15 protein-coding genes are annotated in these 15,380 nt (G+C 69.2%); 8 read left to right on the forward strand and 7 right to left on the reverse strand.

Annotated features, from left to right (window positions below; translation table 11 throughout):
- Positions 1–6 precede the first annotated feature (6 nt).
- From BMY35_RS00105 to BMY35_RS00130, 6 genes are all read right to left on the reverse strand, one after another.
- Positions 7–1,011, reverse strand: a complete 1,005-nt coding sequence (locus tag BMY35_RS00105) for a BMP family protein (protein ID WP_093194972.1) — start codon at positions 1,009–1,011, stop codon at positions 7–9.
- A 194-nt stretch (positions 1,012–1,205) separates the two neighbouring features.
- Entirely contained in the window at positions 1,206–1,838 is a 633-nt protein-coding gene (upp, locus tag BMY35_RS00110; protein WP_093194973.1) for a uracil phosphoribosyltransferase, read from the reverse strand.
- 44 nt (positions 1,839–1,882) lie between these two features.
- Positions 1,883–3,286, reverse strand: a complete 1,404-nt coding sequence (locus BMY35_RS00115; protein WP_093194974.1) for a URC4/urg3 family protein — start codon at positions 3,284–3,286, stop codon at positions 1,883–1,885.
- Entirely contained in the window at positions 3,283–4,593 is a 1,311-nt protein-coding gene (locus BMY35_RS00120; RefSeq protein ID WP_218152964.1) for a GTP cyclohydrolase II, read from the reverse strand. The genes BMY35_RS00115 and BMY35_RS00120 overlap by 4 nt, the downstream gene beginning before the upstream one ends.
- Positions 4,594–4,659: 66 nt before the next feature.
- Positions 4,660–5,130, reverse strand: coding sequence for a DUF6152 family protein (locus BMY35_RS00125; RefSeq protein ID WP_093194975.1), 471 nt, complete (start codon positions 5,128–5,130; stop codon positions 4,660–4,662).
- Between the two features lie 18 nt (positions 5,131–5,148).
- Complete coding sequence (locus tag BMY35_RS00130) at positions 5,149–5,571, reverse strand: hypothetical protein (protein ID WP_093194976.1); 423 nt, start codon at positions 5,569–5,571, stop codon at positions 5,149–5,151.
- A gap of 124 nt (positions 5,572–5,695) precedes the next feature.
- On the opposite strand from BMY35_RS00130, the gene BMY35_RS00135 reads away from it, so the two are divergent.
- Positions 5,696–6,286 carry a sigma-70 family RNA polymerase sigma factor gene (locus tag BMY35_RS00135; RefSeq protein ID WP_093194977.1) on the forward strand — a complete coding sequence of 197 codons (591 nt, stop codon included), beginning with the start codon at positions 5,696–5,698 and terminating at the stop codon, positions 6,284–6,286.
- A complete protein-coding gene (locus tag BMY35_RS00140; RefSeq protein WP_093194978.1) occupies positions 6,283–6,924 on the forward strand; it encodes an NrsF family protein in 642 nt (213 codons plus the stop codon). The genes BMY35_RS00135 and BMY35_RS00140 overlap by 4 nt, the downstream gene beginning before the upstream one ends.
- Before the next feature lie 32 nt (positions 6,925–6,956).
- On the opposite strand, the gene BMY35_RS00145 is transcribed toward BMY35_RS00140, so the two are convergent.
- Positions 6,957–8,474, reverse strand: a complete 1,518-nt coding sequence (locus BMY35_RS00145; protein ID WP_093194979.1) for a helicase HerA-like domain-containing protein — start codon at positions 8,472–8,474, stop codon at positions 6,957–6,959.
- Positions 8,475–8,655: 181 nt separating this feature from the next.
- On the opposite strand from BMY35_RS00145, the gene BMY35_RS00150 reads away from it, so the two are divergent.
- Genes BMY35_RS00150 through BMY35_RS00175 form a run of 6 tightly spaced genes read left to right on the forward strand, consistent with a single transcriptional unit; the run spans position 8,656 to position 15,379 of the window.
- Positions 8,656–8,967 (forward strand): phosphopantetheine-binding protein, encoded by a 312-nt coding sequence (locus BMY35_RS00150; protein ID WP_093194980.1) that lies wholly within the window; start codon positions 8,656–8,658, stop codon positions 8,965–8,967.
- 4 nt (positions 8,968–8,971) lie between these two features.
- Positions 8,972–9,616, forward strand: a complete 645-nt coding sequence (locus BMY35_RS00155) for a COG4648 family protein (RefSeq protein WP_093194981.1) — start codon at positions 8,972–8,974, stop codon at positions 9,614–9,616.
- Positions 9,617–9,632: 16 nt separating this feature from the next.
- Positions 9,633–11,354, forward strand: a complete 1,722-nt coding sequence (locus BMY35_RS00160; RefSeq protein WP_093194982.1) for an AMP-binding protein — start codon at positions 9,633–9,635, stop codon at positions 11,352–11,354.
- Entirely contained in the window at positions 11,354–12,367 is a 1,014-nt protein-coding gene (locus tag BMY35_RS00165; RefSeq protein ID WP_093194983.1) for an acyl-CoA synthetase, read from the forward strand. Before BMY35_RS00160 ends, BMY35_RS00165 begins: the two co-directional genes overlap by 1 nt.
- Positions 12,339–12,977, forward strand: a complete 639-nt coding sequence (locus BMY35_RS00170; protein ID WP_093194984.1) for a LolA-related protein — start codon at positions 12,339–12,341, stop codon at positions 12,975–12,977. The genes BMY35_RS00165 and BMY35_RS00170 overlap by 29 nt, the downstream gene beginning before the upstream one ends.
- Positions 12,974–15,379: an MMPL family transporter gene (locus BMY35_RS00175; RefSeq protein ID WP_093194985.1), complete on the forward strand. Its 2,406-nt coding sequence runs from the start codon at positions 12,974–12,976 to the stop codon at positions 15,377–15,379. Before BMY35_RS00170 ends, BMY35_RS00175 begins: the two co-directional genes overlap by 4 nt.
- Position 15,380: the final 1 nt, after the last annotated feature.

The following is a 15,380-nucleotide window of genomic DNA, read 5'->3' on the forward strand; positions in this document are numbered from 1 at the left end:
GCATCCTCACTTCGCGGTGGACTTGGGTTGCGAGTCGTCGACCTTCACGCTGAACTTGCCCGAGAGGATGTCTGCCTGCTTCGCCTTCACCTTGGCGACGATGTCGGCCGGAACCTTCTTCTCGAAGGTGCCCAGCGGCGCGAGCTCGGAGCCCTTGTGCTTCATCTGCGCGTACTGGCCGTAGTCCTCGGCGGCGAACTTGCCTTCCTTCACGAGCTTGATCGCGCGGTCGGCCGCGGGCTCGAAGTTCCACAGGGCCGAGGCCACCACTGTGTCGGGGTACTGGCTCTGCGTGTCGATCACGTTGCCGATGGCGAGCTTGCCCTTTTCCTTGGCCGCGTCGGAAACGCCGAAGCGCTCCGCGTACATCACGTCGGCGCCCTTGTCGATCATGGCGAAGGCCGCTTCCTTGGCCTTCGGCGGATCGAACCAGCTGTTGATGAAGCTCACGCTGAACTCCACCTTCGGGTTCGTTTCCTTCGCGCCGGCCATGAAGGCGTTCATCAGGCGATTGACCTCCGGAATCGGGAAGCCGCCGACCATGCCGATGCGGTTGCTCTTCGTCATGCCGCCGGCCACCATGCCGCTGAGGTAGGCGGGCTCCTGGATGTAGTTGTCGAACACGCTGAAGTTGGGCGCCTGGGGCTTGAGCGACGAGCCCATCAGGAAGGCCACCTTCGGAAAGTCTTTCGCCACCTTGCGCGCCGCCGCCTCCACGCCGAACACCTCGCCCAGGATCAGCTGGTTGCCGGCCGTGGCGTACTCGCGCATCACGCGCTCGTAGTCGGCATTGCTCACGTTCTCGGTGGCCTTGTACTCGATCTCCCCGCGCGCCTCGGCCGCCTTCAGCGCCTTGTGGATGCGGCCCACCCATTGCTGCTCGAACGGCACGGTGTACACAGCCGCCACCTTCAGCTTGGCCTGCGCGAGCGCAAGGCCCGGAGTGCCCACCGCAGCGAGCGCTGCGGCAACGGCGACGGAACGGATGATCAATTGACGACGTGCGGTCACGGTGCTTCTCCTCGATTCGATTGGTAATGAAAGAACTAGCGCTGCAATCCCCGTGCCCGCCAGGGCGCGGCCCCAAAAACCGCCTGTGCCCCATTCCAGAAACACCGAGGAACCGGCTTTGCCGGGCCTCAGGTGTTGCCCCCGGTAGGGGGTTGGCGAAGCGACACGAAGTGCGCGCAGCCTGGGGGCGAGCCTTACTTCGTGCCGAAGATCCGGTCGCCCGCGTCGCCCAGGCCCGGCAGGATGTAGCCGTGGCTGTTGAGCTCGCGGTCGATCGCGGCGGTGTAGATCGCCACGTCCGGGTGCGCCTTCTGCATCGTCGCGACGCCCTCGGGGCAGGTCAGCAGGCAGACGAACTTGATCGACTTCGGGTTGAGTTCCTTCAGCCGCTCGACCGCCGCGACGGCCGAGTTGCCCGTGGCCAGCATCGGGTCGACCACGATCACGTCGCGGTTCTCCATCTCGCCGGGCATCTTGAAGTAGTACTCGACGGCCGTCAGCGTCTTGGGGTCGCGGTACAGGCCGATGTGGCCGACGCGCGCGCCCGGCACCACGGTGAGCATGCCGTCCAGGATGCCCGTGCCGGCGCGCAGGATGGACACCAGCACCAGCTTCTTGCCGTCGATGACCTTGGCCTGCATGGTCTCGAGCGGGGTCTCGACCTCGATGTCCTGCATCGGCATGTCGCGCGTGACCTCATAGGCCATCAGCATGCTGATTTCGTTGAGGAGCCGGCGGAAGCTGTTGGTGGACGCGTCCTTGCGGCGCATCAGCGTGAGCTTGTGCTGGATGAGGGGGTGGTCGAGGAGGTGGACGTTGCTGCTCATTGGAATTCTTTGTGGCGTTGCTGGAAGACGGGGAACACCCGAGTCTAAAAGACAGTGCCGTCGCTCTCGATCAGCAGAGGCGGCGCACCGTCACGCAATCGTTGTGCCAGAGCGCGGCCGGCGGCCCAGGTGCCGCCTTCGAGCACGCAGGCCAGCGGCAGCTCTTCCTCGGTGCGGTCGAGCACCTTGCGCACGCGCGGCGCGACCTCGTCGAGCAGCGCCACCGTGAGCGCGCGCCATTCGACGATGAATTCGTCGCCCACCTTCCAGGTGCGGGCAAGGAAGGCCGGGTCTTTCGGCACGATCACGCCGCTGTCGATCAGCAGGCCGCCGTTGCGGTACTCGGGCAGGGCGGTGAGCGCGTCGAGGTGGCGCACCTTCACGCCGGCCCACTCGAAGGGCTCGAGCAGCGAATACGTGAGCCACTGCGAGAGCTTGTGGAAGGGCATCCAGCCGTTGGTGAGGCCCGGGCCGCGCACGGCGCTGTGGCGCCAGCAGTCGCCGAGCGCCAGCGCGGGGTCGCCCGAGCTGATGCCGCCCGCGCTGTCGCTGCCGTCGGCCGCGATGCTGTCGACCGCGTTGGCCGCCGGCCAGATGCGCGAGAGCGTCTCCAGCAGCAGCGAAAGGATCTGGTGCGCCGTGATCTCGGCGGTGGGCGGTGCGGCCGGGCCGTAGGGGCCGACCAGTGCGTCGAACAGCCGGCCGGGCCGACCGTCGTCTCCGAAGGTCTCGGGTTGCTCGCTCATAGCTTCGCCGAGCCGGCGCAGCAGCGTGGCGCGGCCCGCGAGGCCGACCAGCGGATTGATTTCGCTGACCTGGAAGGCGTCGCCGAGCCGGTCGGTGACCAGCCCGCGCAGGCCGGCCGCATCGACCTGATACGGATGGTCGGGGTCGGACGAGAAGAGCCCGCTCGTGAACGCATGGAAGCTCGCCACGCCCAGTCCTTCAGAGCGAGTGAAGCGCTGGCCGGTGGCCGATTCGGTGTAGTGCCAGCCCGGTCCGGCGCCGGCGTCGAGCAGCACGCTCACCAGCACGAGGTCGATGTGGGCGCGGGCGCGCTGGCGTGCGTCGGCATTGCCGAGCAGCTTGTCGAGCTCTTCGACGCGGTTCACGCCGCCAGCCTCGAAATGGCGCCAGCGGCTGTGATACGGGATGGTGTCCCACGGATAGCGCTCGCGCGTGACCTCGGCGACGGTGCGCGCCGCGTCTTCGAGCGAGTCGTCGCCGCCGATGCGGAACCACTGCGATTCGCCGCGCCGGGCGCGTGCCAGCAGGGCGTTCGCGCGCTGGCGGATGGCGGCGGTGGTGCGCAGCAGCGTGGCCGCTCCCGCCGGATGGGCGGTGTCGGCGGTGAATTCGATGGACGGATCGACATCGCCCGCGCCGCCCGGCGGCAGGCTGCCGGAGCCGTCGACCGGCATGTACTTCTCGTCGTTGCTGCTGCTCATTCGCTCAATCCCCGGCCCTTGGCCTTCTTCAGTTCCTCGGCGTCCGGGACCGGACCGGGCGTGAAGTAGCCCGCCGCCATCTTGGCGTCCATCTCTACTCGGGCGTCCGCCGGGATCAGCTCGTCGGGAATGTTCACGCGCTCGCCGATCTCGATGCCTGAGCCGGTGATCGCGTCGAACTTCATGTTGCTCATCGACACGAGCCGATGGATCTTCCTGATGCCGAGCCAGTGGAAGACGTCGGGCATCAGTTCCTGGAAGCGCATGTCCTGCACGCCGGCCACGCACTCGGTGCGCGCGAAATACTGGTCGGCCGTATCGCCGCCCACCTGGCGCTTGCGTGCGTTGTAGACCAGGAACTTGGTCACTTCGCCCAGCGCGCGGCCTTCCTTGCGAGAGTAGGCGATGAGCCCGACGCCGCCGCGCTGCGCGCCCTGGATGCACTCCTCGATGGCGTGCGTGAGGTAGGGCCGGCAGGTGCAGATGTCGGAGCCGAAGACGTCGGAGCCGTTGCACTCGTCGTGGATGCGCGCGGTGAGCTCGACCTCGGGGTTGGCCAGGTCGCGCGGGTTGCCGAAGATGTAGAGCGTCTGCCCGCCGATGGGCGGCAGGAACACCTCGAGGTCGGAGCGTGTCACCAGCTCGGGGTACATGCCGCCGGTTTCCTCGAAGAGCGTGCGGCGCAGGTCGGTCTCGGAGCAGCCGAACCGGCGCGCCACCTCGGGCAGGTACCACACGGGCTCGATGGCGGCCTTGGTCACCATCGCGGCGCCGCCGGCAGTGAGGAACTTGCCGTCGGCCTTGAGGCGGCCCTTCTGCAGCGCCTCGATCACCTCGGGCAGGATCACGTGCGCCTTGGTGATCGCGATGGTCGGGCGGATGTCGTAGCCCGCCGCCAGTTCGGTGGCGAACACGTCCGCCACCTGCGCGCCCCACGGGTCCAGCGACACGATGCGCCCCGGCTCGCTCCATTGCGGATAGGGGCCGATCACGTCGGTGGGCGCGGTGTTCGTCAGGTCGGCCTTGTGCTCGCGCTTGAGCGCACCGGCCGCCACCGCGAGCGCGCGGTAGACGCTGTAGGAGCCGCTGTGCGTGCCGATCACGTTGCGGTGCGCCCGCTTGGTGGTGGTGCCGACCACCGGCCCCCGCTCGGCCGGCGTGGCCGCGCCCCAGCGGATGGGCAGCGCGCCGAAGCCGCCGGCGTGCGAGGTCAGCCGGATGTGGCCGGTCGACGTGGAGGGGTGGGGTGGGGGGAGGGGCGTCGCGCCGCCGGGGACGGAAGGGATCGTTGTGCTGTCAGCAGACATTGGAGGCCCTCAAAAAATGCAATGTACCGACCGTCTGCACGGCTTGCAAGCAGGGGCGCCCCCACGTCAGGCCGGCGAGGAACGCAGGCCGTAGGTCTTGCCGCCGACGAAGAGGTATTCGGCCCGCAGCACCGCGTCGCCCTTTTCGCCGGCGTGGGTGAAGCCCAGCACGGCCACCTGCGTGCCGGGCTTGATCTCTTCCACGCTCCAGGCCTGCAGGCGCGTGAGCGGCGCGAGTTCGACCAGCCACTTGCGGTCGGTGCGGGTGGGCAGCTGCGCCTTGGCGAGCAGGCCGGGGCCGTCCACGTCGGCGCTCTGCTTCGGCAGCGGGCGCTGCTTCAGGTCGGGCGGCAGCGCGAGCTTCTCGGGCAGCTCGAGCTCCAGCTCTCCGTGCGGATTGCGCCACATGACCTTGGTGGCGCGCCCCTCGAGGTAGAGGGGGCGGTCCTGGTCGAAGCTGCTCCAACCGTGATGGGCCCAGGCCGGGGAGGCCAGGGCGAGGGAACTGGCAACGAAGGCGCGTCTTTGCATCGTCATCTCAGGCTCCTTGCTTGTTCAGGCGTAGGCGATCCAGCGACCGCAGATGATGACAGCGAGCCAAAACCCCAAGGACATGAGGCATTGCAGCCTGCCGCGCCGGCTCTCCAGCGTGGCGGTGCCACCGAGCAGATGGAAGAGCAGCGCATTGACGCCCGCCAGCGCGATCAGCAGCAGCTTCAGCCTGAAGGCCGGGTTCGCCAGCAGCTCGCCCGGCTGGCCGGCGAACATCGTGAGGCCGGTGGCGGCGCACAGCCCGAAGCCGGCCAGGGCGGGTGTCAGCGTGAGGCGGGCGAGCAGGGCGGCCGGCAGGTCGCGGCCCAGTCCGAACGCGCGTAGCTCGAACACCAGCAGGCCGCCGAACAGCATCGCGATGCCGACGATGTGCACGACCTCCAGCGCCGGATAGGCCCAGGGGTGCGAGACGAGTCCGCTGAACATGGATGCTCCTTCCATCGTTTCCACGGCTTTCGCGGGGTGCGGGCGAGCTTAGCCCAGGCGTAGCGCCGGCACACGGCACAATTCACCAGGACTTTTTTCGCCGGAGCTGTAACCGGCCGGCCGGATGACACGAACCACAGTAGGCAGCAGGACGAACCCGGGCGACGCGGAAGCGGCGCTGCGCGGCCTGTTCCTTCGCGGCCTCGACGGCGACGCGAAGGCCTACCGCGACTTCCTGCAGCAGCTCAGCGCGCACCTGCGCGCCTTTCTGGGCAAGCGCCTCTTTGGCTGGCCCGATGAAGTGGAAGACCTTGTCCAGGAATGCCTGCTCGCCATGCACAACCAGCGCCACACCTACCAGAGCGACCAGCCGCTGACGGCCTGGGTGCATGCCATCGCGCGCTACAAGATGATCGACCTGCTGCGTGCCAAGTCGGCCCGCGAAGACCTGCATGACCCGCTGGACGACGAGCTGGCCGTGTTCGCAGAATCCGCCGAAGAAGCCAGCGACGCGAAGCGCGACCTCGGCGGCCTGCTCGAGACCCTGCCAGAGCGCCAGCGCCTGCCCATCGTGCACGTGAAGATCGAGGGCCGCTCGGTGGCCGAGACGGCGAGCCTGACGGGCATGTCGGAGTCGGCGGTGAAGGTGGGCATCCACCGCGGGCTCAAGGCGCTGGCCGCCCGTTTCGGCAACAACTGGGGAGCCGCGGCATGAAGACCGACGACCTGGTCGCGATGCTCGCCAACGGCGAAGTGGCCGTGCCGCGCCGCCGCGCCAGCTACCGCATCTGGCTGGCCGTGCTGCTGGGGTTGCCGTTCTCGTTCGCGATCCTGTTCGCCGCGTACGGCGTGCGGCACGACATCGTGCAGGCCATGTTCTGGCCGATGTTCTGGGTCAAGGTGCTGTTTCCGCTGTGCATCGCGGCCGCCGGCTTCGTGGCTGCCGAACGGCTGGGGCGGCCGGGCGTGAAGCCCCGGCATGCCTGGATGGGCGCCGCGCTGCCCGTGCTCGGGGTGTGGCTGCTGGCTGTGATCGCCTGGTTCACCTTGCCGGCCGAGGAGCGCATGCCTTCGCTGATGGGGCAGTCGTGGCGCATCTGCGCGGCGAGCATCGGGCTGATGGCGCTGCCGGTGTTCGCCGCCGCGCTGGTGGCGCTCAGGAGCATGGCACCCACGCGGCCCGCGCTGGCGGGCGCCGCGGCGGGGGCGCTGGCCGGAGGCGTCGGAGCCTCGATCTACGCGCTTCACTGCATGGAGCTGACCGCGCCCTTCCTTGCCGTCTGGTATGTGAGCGGGATCGCGGTGCCCATCCTGGTGGGCGCCTTGCTGGGGCCGCGCCTGCTGCGCTGGTAGGCGGGCGGGCCCCTTGGCCCCTTTGGGGCTTATTAGCGCTTCTTGCTGCCGAAGATCCCGCCCAGCACGCCGCGCAGGATCTCCTTGCCCACCGAGGTGCCCATGGTGCGCACCGCCGACTTGGCCATGGTCTGCACCAGTCCGTCGTGCTTGGCGCCGCGCGGGCCGGTGGTGCCGAAGAGCATGTCGTTGAGCATGCTGCCCATGCCGGAGCCCGAGGATTCGGCCGTGCCCTTGGCGCCCGGAGCCGCTGCGGCAGGAGCGTCGGGCGCGCTTTCGGCACGGCCCTTGAGCTTCTCGTAGGCCGATTCGCGATCCACCGATTTCTCGTAGACGCCGGCGACGAGCGAGCCCGAGATCAGCGCCTTGCGCTGGTCGGGCGTGATCGGGCCGAGCTGGCTGCCCGGCGGCAGCACGAACACGCGCTCGGTCACGCTGGGGCGGCCTTTCTCGTCGAGAAAGCTCACCAGCGCCTCGCCGACCGCGAGTTCGGTGATGGCGGTCTCGATGTCGAGGCCCGGCTTCTGGCGCATGGTGCTCGCGGCGGCCTTCACGGCCTTCTGGTCGCGCGGGGTGAAGGCGCGCAGCGCGTGCTGCACGCGGTTGCCCAGTTGGGCCAGCACGGTGTCGGGAATGTCCAGCGGGTTCTGGGTGACGAAGTACACGCCGACGCCCTTGGAGCGCACCAGCCGCACCACGAGCTCGATGCGCTCCACCAGCGCCTTGGGCGCCTCGTTGAACAGCAGGTGGGCCTCGTCGAAGAAGAAGGCCAGCTTGGGCTGCTCGGGGTCGCCTACTTCGGGCAGCTGCTCGAACAGCTCCGACAGCATCCACAGCAGGAAGGTGGCGTACAGGCGAGGCGAATTCATGAGCTTGTCGGCCGCGAGGATGTTGATCACCCCCTTGCCGCCCTCGGTCTGCATGAAGTCGGAGATGTTGAGCATCGGCTCGCCGAAGAACTTCTCGCCGCCCTGGGTCTCGATCTGCAGCAGCCCGCGCTGGATGGCGCCCACGCTGGCGGCGCTGATGTTGCCGTACTGCGTGGTGAACTGACTCGAGTTGTCGCCCACGTACTGCAGCATGGCGCGCAGGTCTTTCAGGTCGAGCAGCAGCAGGCCGTTGTCGTCGGCGATCTTGAACACCAGGTTCAGCACGCCGGCCTGGGTTTCGTTCACGTCGAGCATGCGACCCAGCAGCAGGGGGCCCATGTCGGAAACGGTGGCACGAACCGGATGGCCCTGTTCGCCGAACACGTCCCACAGCGTGACGGGGCAGGCGGAGGGCTCGGGCACCTCGATGCCGCGTTCCTTGAGCGTGGCGGCCAGCTTTGCTCCGATGGCGCCTTTCTGGCTGATGCCCGTCAGGTCGCCCTTGACGTCGGCCATGAACACCGGAACGCCGATGGATGAAAGTTTTTCGGCGATGGTCTGCAGGGTGACTGTCTTGCCGGTGCCGGTGGCGCCCGTGATGAGGCCATGGCGGTTGGCAAGGCCGGGTAGGAGGTTGCACTCGATGGTGTCGTGCCGTGCGATCAGAAGAGGGTCGGCCATGGGGCGCTCCGGGTCGTATCGAAGGGGGTAGTCTAGGGCCTGCAAGAGAGTGAAACAGGCCGAAAGAGTGCGCAATTCCGGCGTAATTCCGCTCCGTGCGGCTTCGCAACGGTCCCCTGGACTGCACTCCTATAATCCACGGCCCGCACGGTGGTTCAGGAATAAGTTTTAGGAGGTTTTTTTGTCATCGACTGCCCAGCCCCCCATTCCCGCCAACGGCGATGCCTCCGAACAATCGCCGATCGAAAAAGAGCTGGCCGTGCTGCTCGTGAACGCGCTCAATCTCGAAGTGGCTCCCGAGGACATCGTGCCGACCGAGCCGCTCTACGGCGAAGGACTCGGCCTCGACTCGATCGACATCCTCGAAGTCGCGCTCGAAGTCTCGCGCCGCTACGGTTTCCAGCTGCGTTCGGACGACGAACGCAACCAGCAGATCTTCCAGTCGCTGCGCACGCTCGCGGCCCACGTCGCGCAGCATCGCGTCGCTACCTGATCCCATGTCCCGATGGCGAATAGCGCTCCTGCTGGTGGTGGGTGTCGCATATGCCGGCCTCTCCCACTGGATGACGCTGTTCCATGCGACGCAGCCATGGGCGGTGGTCGTGCTGCTCGGTCCGCTCTGGCTCGCCGCCATGGGCCTGGCCGGCAGCTGGTTCGGCCGCTGGGGCGTTGCCATTGCCGCGGCTGCGGGCATCGGCGGCTTCTCGCTCGTCTTCCTGGGTGAGGCGGGCGATCCCAACCGGCTGTACGTGATGCAGCACGTGGCCATCAACGCCGCGCTGTGCGGCTGGTTCGGCTCCACGCTGCGCGGCAAGGGCCTGCCGCTGATCACGCAGTTCGCGCAGCGCGTGCATCCGCTGCGCGGCCACATGCTGTCCTACACCACGCAGCTCACGCGCATCTGGACAGGTTTCTTCGCGGTGATGGTGGTGGCCTCGATCATCATCTACCTGACTCGGCCGTTCTCCGACTGGTCGCTGTTCGCCAATGTGCTGTCGCCCGTGATGGTGACGCTGCTTTTCGTGGGCGAGCACCTGGTGCGCTACCGGCTGCATCCCGAATTCGAACGTACGCGCCTCGTGGACGCGGTGCGCGCGTTCTATGGCACGTCGTCGGTTGACACCAGCCCCGGCGGCCAATGACACAGGCGCCGCCCGCGTGACGACAGACGACATCCGCTTCCTCCCGCTGCTCGCGAACCGCGACCTCGACGCCCCTCTCGCATGGCGCGCCGGCGAGCCGGTGAGCACGCGCCAGTTCCTGGCCGACGTGGCCCGCTTCGCTCCCACGCTGCCGGCCGAGGGCGCCGCCGTCAATCTCTGCGTCGACCGCTATGCCTTCGCGGTGAGCCTCGGCGCGGCGCTGGTGCGCGGCCACGCCAGCATGCTGCCGCCCGATGCGCGACCCGATACGCTCGCGCGCCTGCTCGAATCCAGCGGTTCGCCTCTCTTCGCGCTGACCGACGATCCGAAGCTGCAGACCCCCGGCATGCAGCGCATCGCGGTCGACGGCCTCGCAGGCCCGGCGGGCCCGACGGAAGATCCGGCTGCGGCCGTGCCCGCCGTCGATGGCGCCATGCACGCGGCCAGCCTGCTGACCTCCGGCTCCACCGGCGTGCCGCAGCCACACGCCAAGACCTGGCGCACGCTGGTGGGCGACGTGGAAGTGGCCGTCAAGCGCCTGTGCCGTGTGCTGGAGCGCCCCACGCTCGAAGGCCTGACGCTGGTTGCCACGGTACCGGTGCAGCACAGCTACGGGCTCGAATCGTCGGTGCTGCTCGCAATGCTGGGCGGTGCGGCCTTCGAGAGCGGCCGGCCGTTCTTCCCGGCGGATGTCGCGAAGACGCTGGCTTCGGTGCCGCGCCCGCGAGCGCTGGTGACCACGCCGTTCCACCTCAAGACGCTGCTGCTCTCGGGCATCGAGCTGCCGCCGGTCGACCTGATTCTTTCGGCCACCGCGCCGCTGTCGCCACAGCTCGCGCAGCAGGCCGAGCAGGCTATGGGCGGCGTGCTGCTCGAGATCTACGGCAGCACCGAGTCGGGCCAGGTCGCCACGCGCCGCACCACCGACAACGAGATCTGGGAGACCTTCGGCGAAATCCGCGTGCATGCCGAGCCCTCGGCCGACGGCGGCCCCGAGCGCTTCATCTTCAGCGGCGATTTCATTCCCGAGCCCACGCCGATGGCCGACGTGCTCGAGCTGCTGGACGAGCGGCGTTTCCGCCTTTTCGGCCGCGCCAACGACCTGATCCACGTGGCGGGCCGGCGCAGTTCGCTGGCGCACCTGAACTTTCATCTCAACAGCATTCCCGGCGTGGACGACGGCGCCTTCTGGCTGCCCGACGAGGTGGCCGACGGCGTCGTGCGGCCGGTGGCCTTCGTGGTTGCGCCGACGCTCTCGGCCGGCGAGATCATCGCGGCCCTGCGGCAGCGGCTCGAGGCCGTGTTCGTGCCGCGTCGCGTGGTGCAGGTGAAGGCCTTTCCGCGCGAAGGCACGGGCAAGCTCACCGTGCGGGCGCTGCGCGAATTTGCGCTGGCGCAGCTGGCGGAAGACGACACGCCGGTGCAGATGGCGCACGAGGTGCCTGCCGACCACCCGGTGTTTGCCGGCCACTTCCCGGGCCAGCCCCTGCTGCCGGGCGCGCTGGTGCTGGCCGAGGTGATGGAGGCCATTCGCCGCGTGCCGGCGCTGGCGGCGCGGCTGGGCGACCACCCCACGCTCGCTGCCGCCAAGTTCCTGGCGCCCGTGCGGCCCGGCGCGGTGCTTTCCATCGAGCTGAATCCGGAAGCCGGAGCAGCCCGCGGCGTGCGGTTCGACGTTCGCTGCGACGGCGTCGTGGCTGTCACCGGCCGCTGGACGGGCATGCAAGAGTCGGCGTGATGAAGCACACCGAAGTGGAGACGCGCGCCGTGAACGAAGCGGACCGCACAGCACAGGCCGCGCCGAAGGGCGAGAGCGGCGCCTGGGCGCATGCGCCCGAGCGCAGCAACATGCTCGCGCTGCGCTTCATCGTGATGATGGCGCTGGTGTGCGGGCGCCACGTCACGCGCCTGCTGCTGCCGCCGATCGCGCTGTATTTCCTGCTGTTCGCGCCGGCGCAGCGCCGGCACATCAAGCGCTATCTGTTCCGCGCCATCGGACCGCGCGCCGGCTGGGTCGACGGTTTCCGGCTGCTGCATGCCTTCGCGTCGACCGTGCTCGACCGCGTGTATTTCCTGCGCGGACGCATGGATCTCTTCAAGGTGAAGATCGAGGGCAACGAGCCGCTCGACGTCGAGCTGGCGAACGGGCGGGGCGCCTTCCTGCTCGGCGCCCACGTCGGCAGCTTCGAGGCGCTGGGTGCCTGCAAGCAGCAGACGCACCAGCGCCACATGCGGCTCGCGATGCTGATGTATCCGGACAACGCACGGCGCATCACGGGCATCCTCAACGCCATCGCGGTGCCCGGGCTGCGGCCCCATGTCATCGCGTTGGGTCGGCCGCACTCGATGCTCGAGCTGCGCGACTGGCTCGACGGCGGCGGCATGGGCGGCATGCTGGCCGACCGCACGCTGCCGGGCAGCGAGGACCAGCCCGCGCATCAGCGCGGCAACAACATCGTGCTGCCGTTCCTCGGGCAGCCCGCCGTCTTCAACGATGGCCCCTTCCGCCTGGCCGCGCTACTGCGCCGCAAGGTGTTCTTCATGGCGGGTCTCTACGGCGGAGGCGCGCGCTACGATGTCCGGTTCGATCCGCTGGCCGACTTCGGCGAGCGGGCCGCCAGCCCCGAGGAGCGCGAGCAGCGCATCCGGGCGGCTGTCGAAGCCTACGTGGCGCGCCTGGAGGCGATGTGCCGCGCGTACCCCTACAACTGGTTCAATTTCCATGATTTCTGGCTCGAAGATGCGGCTTGACCGGCTTTGCAGGGCATTCGTGCTCGCGCTGGCCTTCTGCGCCGTGCCGGCCTGGGCGGCGTTCGACCTGCCCGAGCTGATGACGCTGCTGGCCAAGCAGAAGAGCGGCGAGGCCCGCTTCACCGAACAGCGCTTCGTGCACGGCCTCGAAGGCCCGCTCGACGCCAGCGGCACGCTGAGCTTCGACGCGCCCGACAAGCTGGTGCGCCGCACGCTTTCGCCGCGCATCGAGACCATGGCGGTCGAGGGCAACACGCTGACGCTGTCGCGCGGCGGCCGCAACCGCACGCTGGCGCTCGACAGCATGCCCGAGCTGCTCGGCCTGGTCGAAGCCATGCGCGGCACGCTGACGGGCGACGGCGCCACGCTGCAGCGCTATTTCCGCAGCACCGTGTCGGGCTCCGCCGCCAGGTGGACGCTCGACCTCACGCCGCTGGACAGCCGCCTCGCCGCGCAGGTGCGCAGCATGCGCATCAGCGGCCGGGCGGGCGACGTGCTGGGGCTCGAGATGGAGTTCGTCGGCGGCGACCGCTCGGTCATGAACATCACGCCGGGTGCAGCCGCACCCGCACCCGCGCCGGCCGGCACGCCCGGACGCACCACGCCGTGACGCAACTGCAGCAGGCGGGCGGCCCGCCGGGCTGGCGGCGCAGGGCGGTCGTGCTGCTGGCATGGCTGCTGGTGCTGCTGTGCGGCGTGGTGGTCATCGCGCGCACGCAGATCGGCGCCGATCTCTCGGCATTCCTGCCCAAGAGCCCCGACGTGCGCCAGCGCGTGCTGATCGAGCAGCTGCAAAGCGGCGTCGCCTCGCGCACGCTGATGCTGGGCATCGAAGGCGGCAGCACGGAGCAACGGGCCGCCGTGTCGCGCGCGGTGGCAAAGGAAATGCGCCAGAGCAAGCTCTTCGAGCTGGTGCAGAACGGCGACGTCAGCGACTGGAGCGACAGCGGAACCTGGGTGTTCGAGCACCGCTACCAGCTCTCGCCCGGGGTGAATCCGGGGCATTTCACCGTCGAGGGCCTGCGCGACGCCATCAACGAAACACTGTCGATGCTGGGCACGCCGGCCGGCAACGTGATCAAGCCTTTCCTCGACCGCGACCCCACCGGCGAAACCCAGCGCATCGCCATGGAGCTGGTGCCTGCCAGCTCGCCGCGCAGCGAGGACGGCGTGTGGATGTCGCGCACCGCGCCTCGCGCGCTGATGATCGCCACCACGCGCGCCGCCGGCAGCGACCTCGACGCGCAGGCCGTTGCCATCGCGCGCGTGCATGCCGCCTACGAGGCCGCTGTGCGCGACATGGGGGCGGAAGCGCCCAAGCTTCTGCTGAGCGGCCCGCCGGTGTTCTCGGTGATGAGCCGCGACAAGATCAAGACCGAGGCGATCCACCTCGCGGTGGTGGGCGGCATCGTCATGGGCGGTTTGCTGCTGCTGGCTTTCGCCTCGCCGCGCGCGCTGGTCATCGCCTTCCTGCCGGTGGCTACGGGCGTGGTGATCGGCACCGCGAGCGTGAGCCTGGTGTTCGGCTCGGTGCACGGGCTCACGCTGGGCTTCGGCAGCACGCTGATCGGGGAGACGGTGGACTACGCCATCTACTACCTCATTCAAGCGCGGCAGGTGGGGGCGGGCGCGGTGGCCGGCACCGGCTGGCAGCGCTGGCGCGACCTGAACTGGCCCACGGTGCGGCTCGGGCTGCTGACCTCGGTATGCGGCTTCGCGGCGCTGGTGTTCTCGGGCTTCCCGGGACTGGCGCAGCTGGGCGTTTTCTCCATCGCCGGCCTGGTCTCGGCCGCGCTGGCCACGCGCTACGTGCTGCCGGTGCTGGCTCCCGATGGCGCCACTGGCATGGGCATGCGCCGGTACATGGCGCAACTGGCGGGCGCGCTGGTGCGCGGCCTGCCGCGTCTGCGCTGGCCGCTGGCGGCGCTGGGCGTGGCCGCACTGGCGCTGGTGCTGTGGCAGGGCGGCCACCTGTGGCGTGCCGACCTCGGCGCGATGAGCCCGGTGCCCAAGGCTTCCCAGCAGCTCGACGAAATGCTGCGCAACGACATCGGCGCGAGCGATGGCGGCGTGCTGGTGGTCGCCTATGGCGACGACGAACAGGCCGCGCTGCGCCACACCGAGGCGGCGGCCGCCCGGCTGGACGCGCTGGTCGACAGCGGCGAACTGGTCGGCTACGAGACCGTCACGCGCGTGCTGCCGAGCCTGGAAGTGCAGGCGGCGCGCATCGCAGGCCTGCCCGATGCAGAAACCCTGCGCGCCAACCTGGCCGAGGCGACCAAGGGTCTGCCGCTGCCGGCTTCGCGACTCGGCCCGTTCCTGGCCGACGTCGAGGCTGCGCGCAAGCTGCCGCCGGTGCAGCGCGCCGAACTGGCCGACGGGCCGCTCGGCCCCATCCTGAACACGCTGATGTACGAGCGTCCCGGCGGCGGCTGGGGCACGCTGGTGGTGCTGCACCCCGGCGCGAAGTTCGACCAGGGCCGCCTCGAAGCGGCGCTGGCGGGGTTGCCCGAGGTGCAGGTGGTCGACGTCGGGCGAGAGCTTGCGAGCCTCTACCAGCGCTATCTGCACGAAGCCTTCGTGCAGGTGCTGCTCGGGGCGCTGGCCGTCGTGGTGCTGCTCGGCATCTACCTGCGCTCGTGGCGCCGGCTGCTGGCCGTGTGCCAGCCGCTGCTGTTCGCGGTGGTGCTCACGCTGGGCGGTATGGCTGTGCTGCAGGCGGCGCTCGGCATCCTGCACCTGGTGGGGCTGCTGCTGATCGTGGCGGTTGGGTCGAACTACGCGCTCTTCTTCGACCAGCTGCGCACCACCGGCAGGGCCGACGAGGACACGCTGGCGTCGCTGATGCTGGCCAACCTGACGACCGTGGTGTCCTTCGGGCTGATCGCGATTTCGGACATTCCGGCGCTGTCTTCCATCGGCCGGGTGGTCGCGCCCGGGGCGCTGCTGGCGCTGCTGCTGTCGGCGGCATTCGCGCGCAGCGTGGGGCCTTCGCGGCCCGCGCGCGGCTGAT

The sequence above is a fragment of the Variovorax sp. YR750 genome, from assembly GCF_900109805.1.
Lineage (GTDB): Bacteria > Pseudomonadota > Gammaproteobacteria > Burkholderiales > Burkholderiaceae_C > Variovorax > Variovorax gossypii.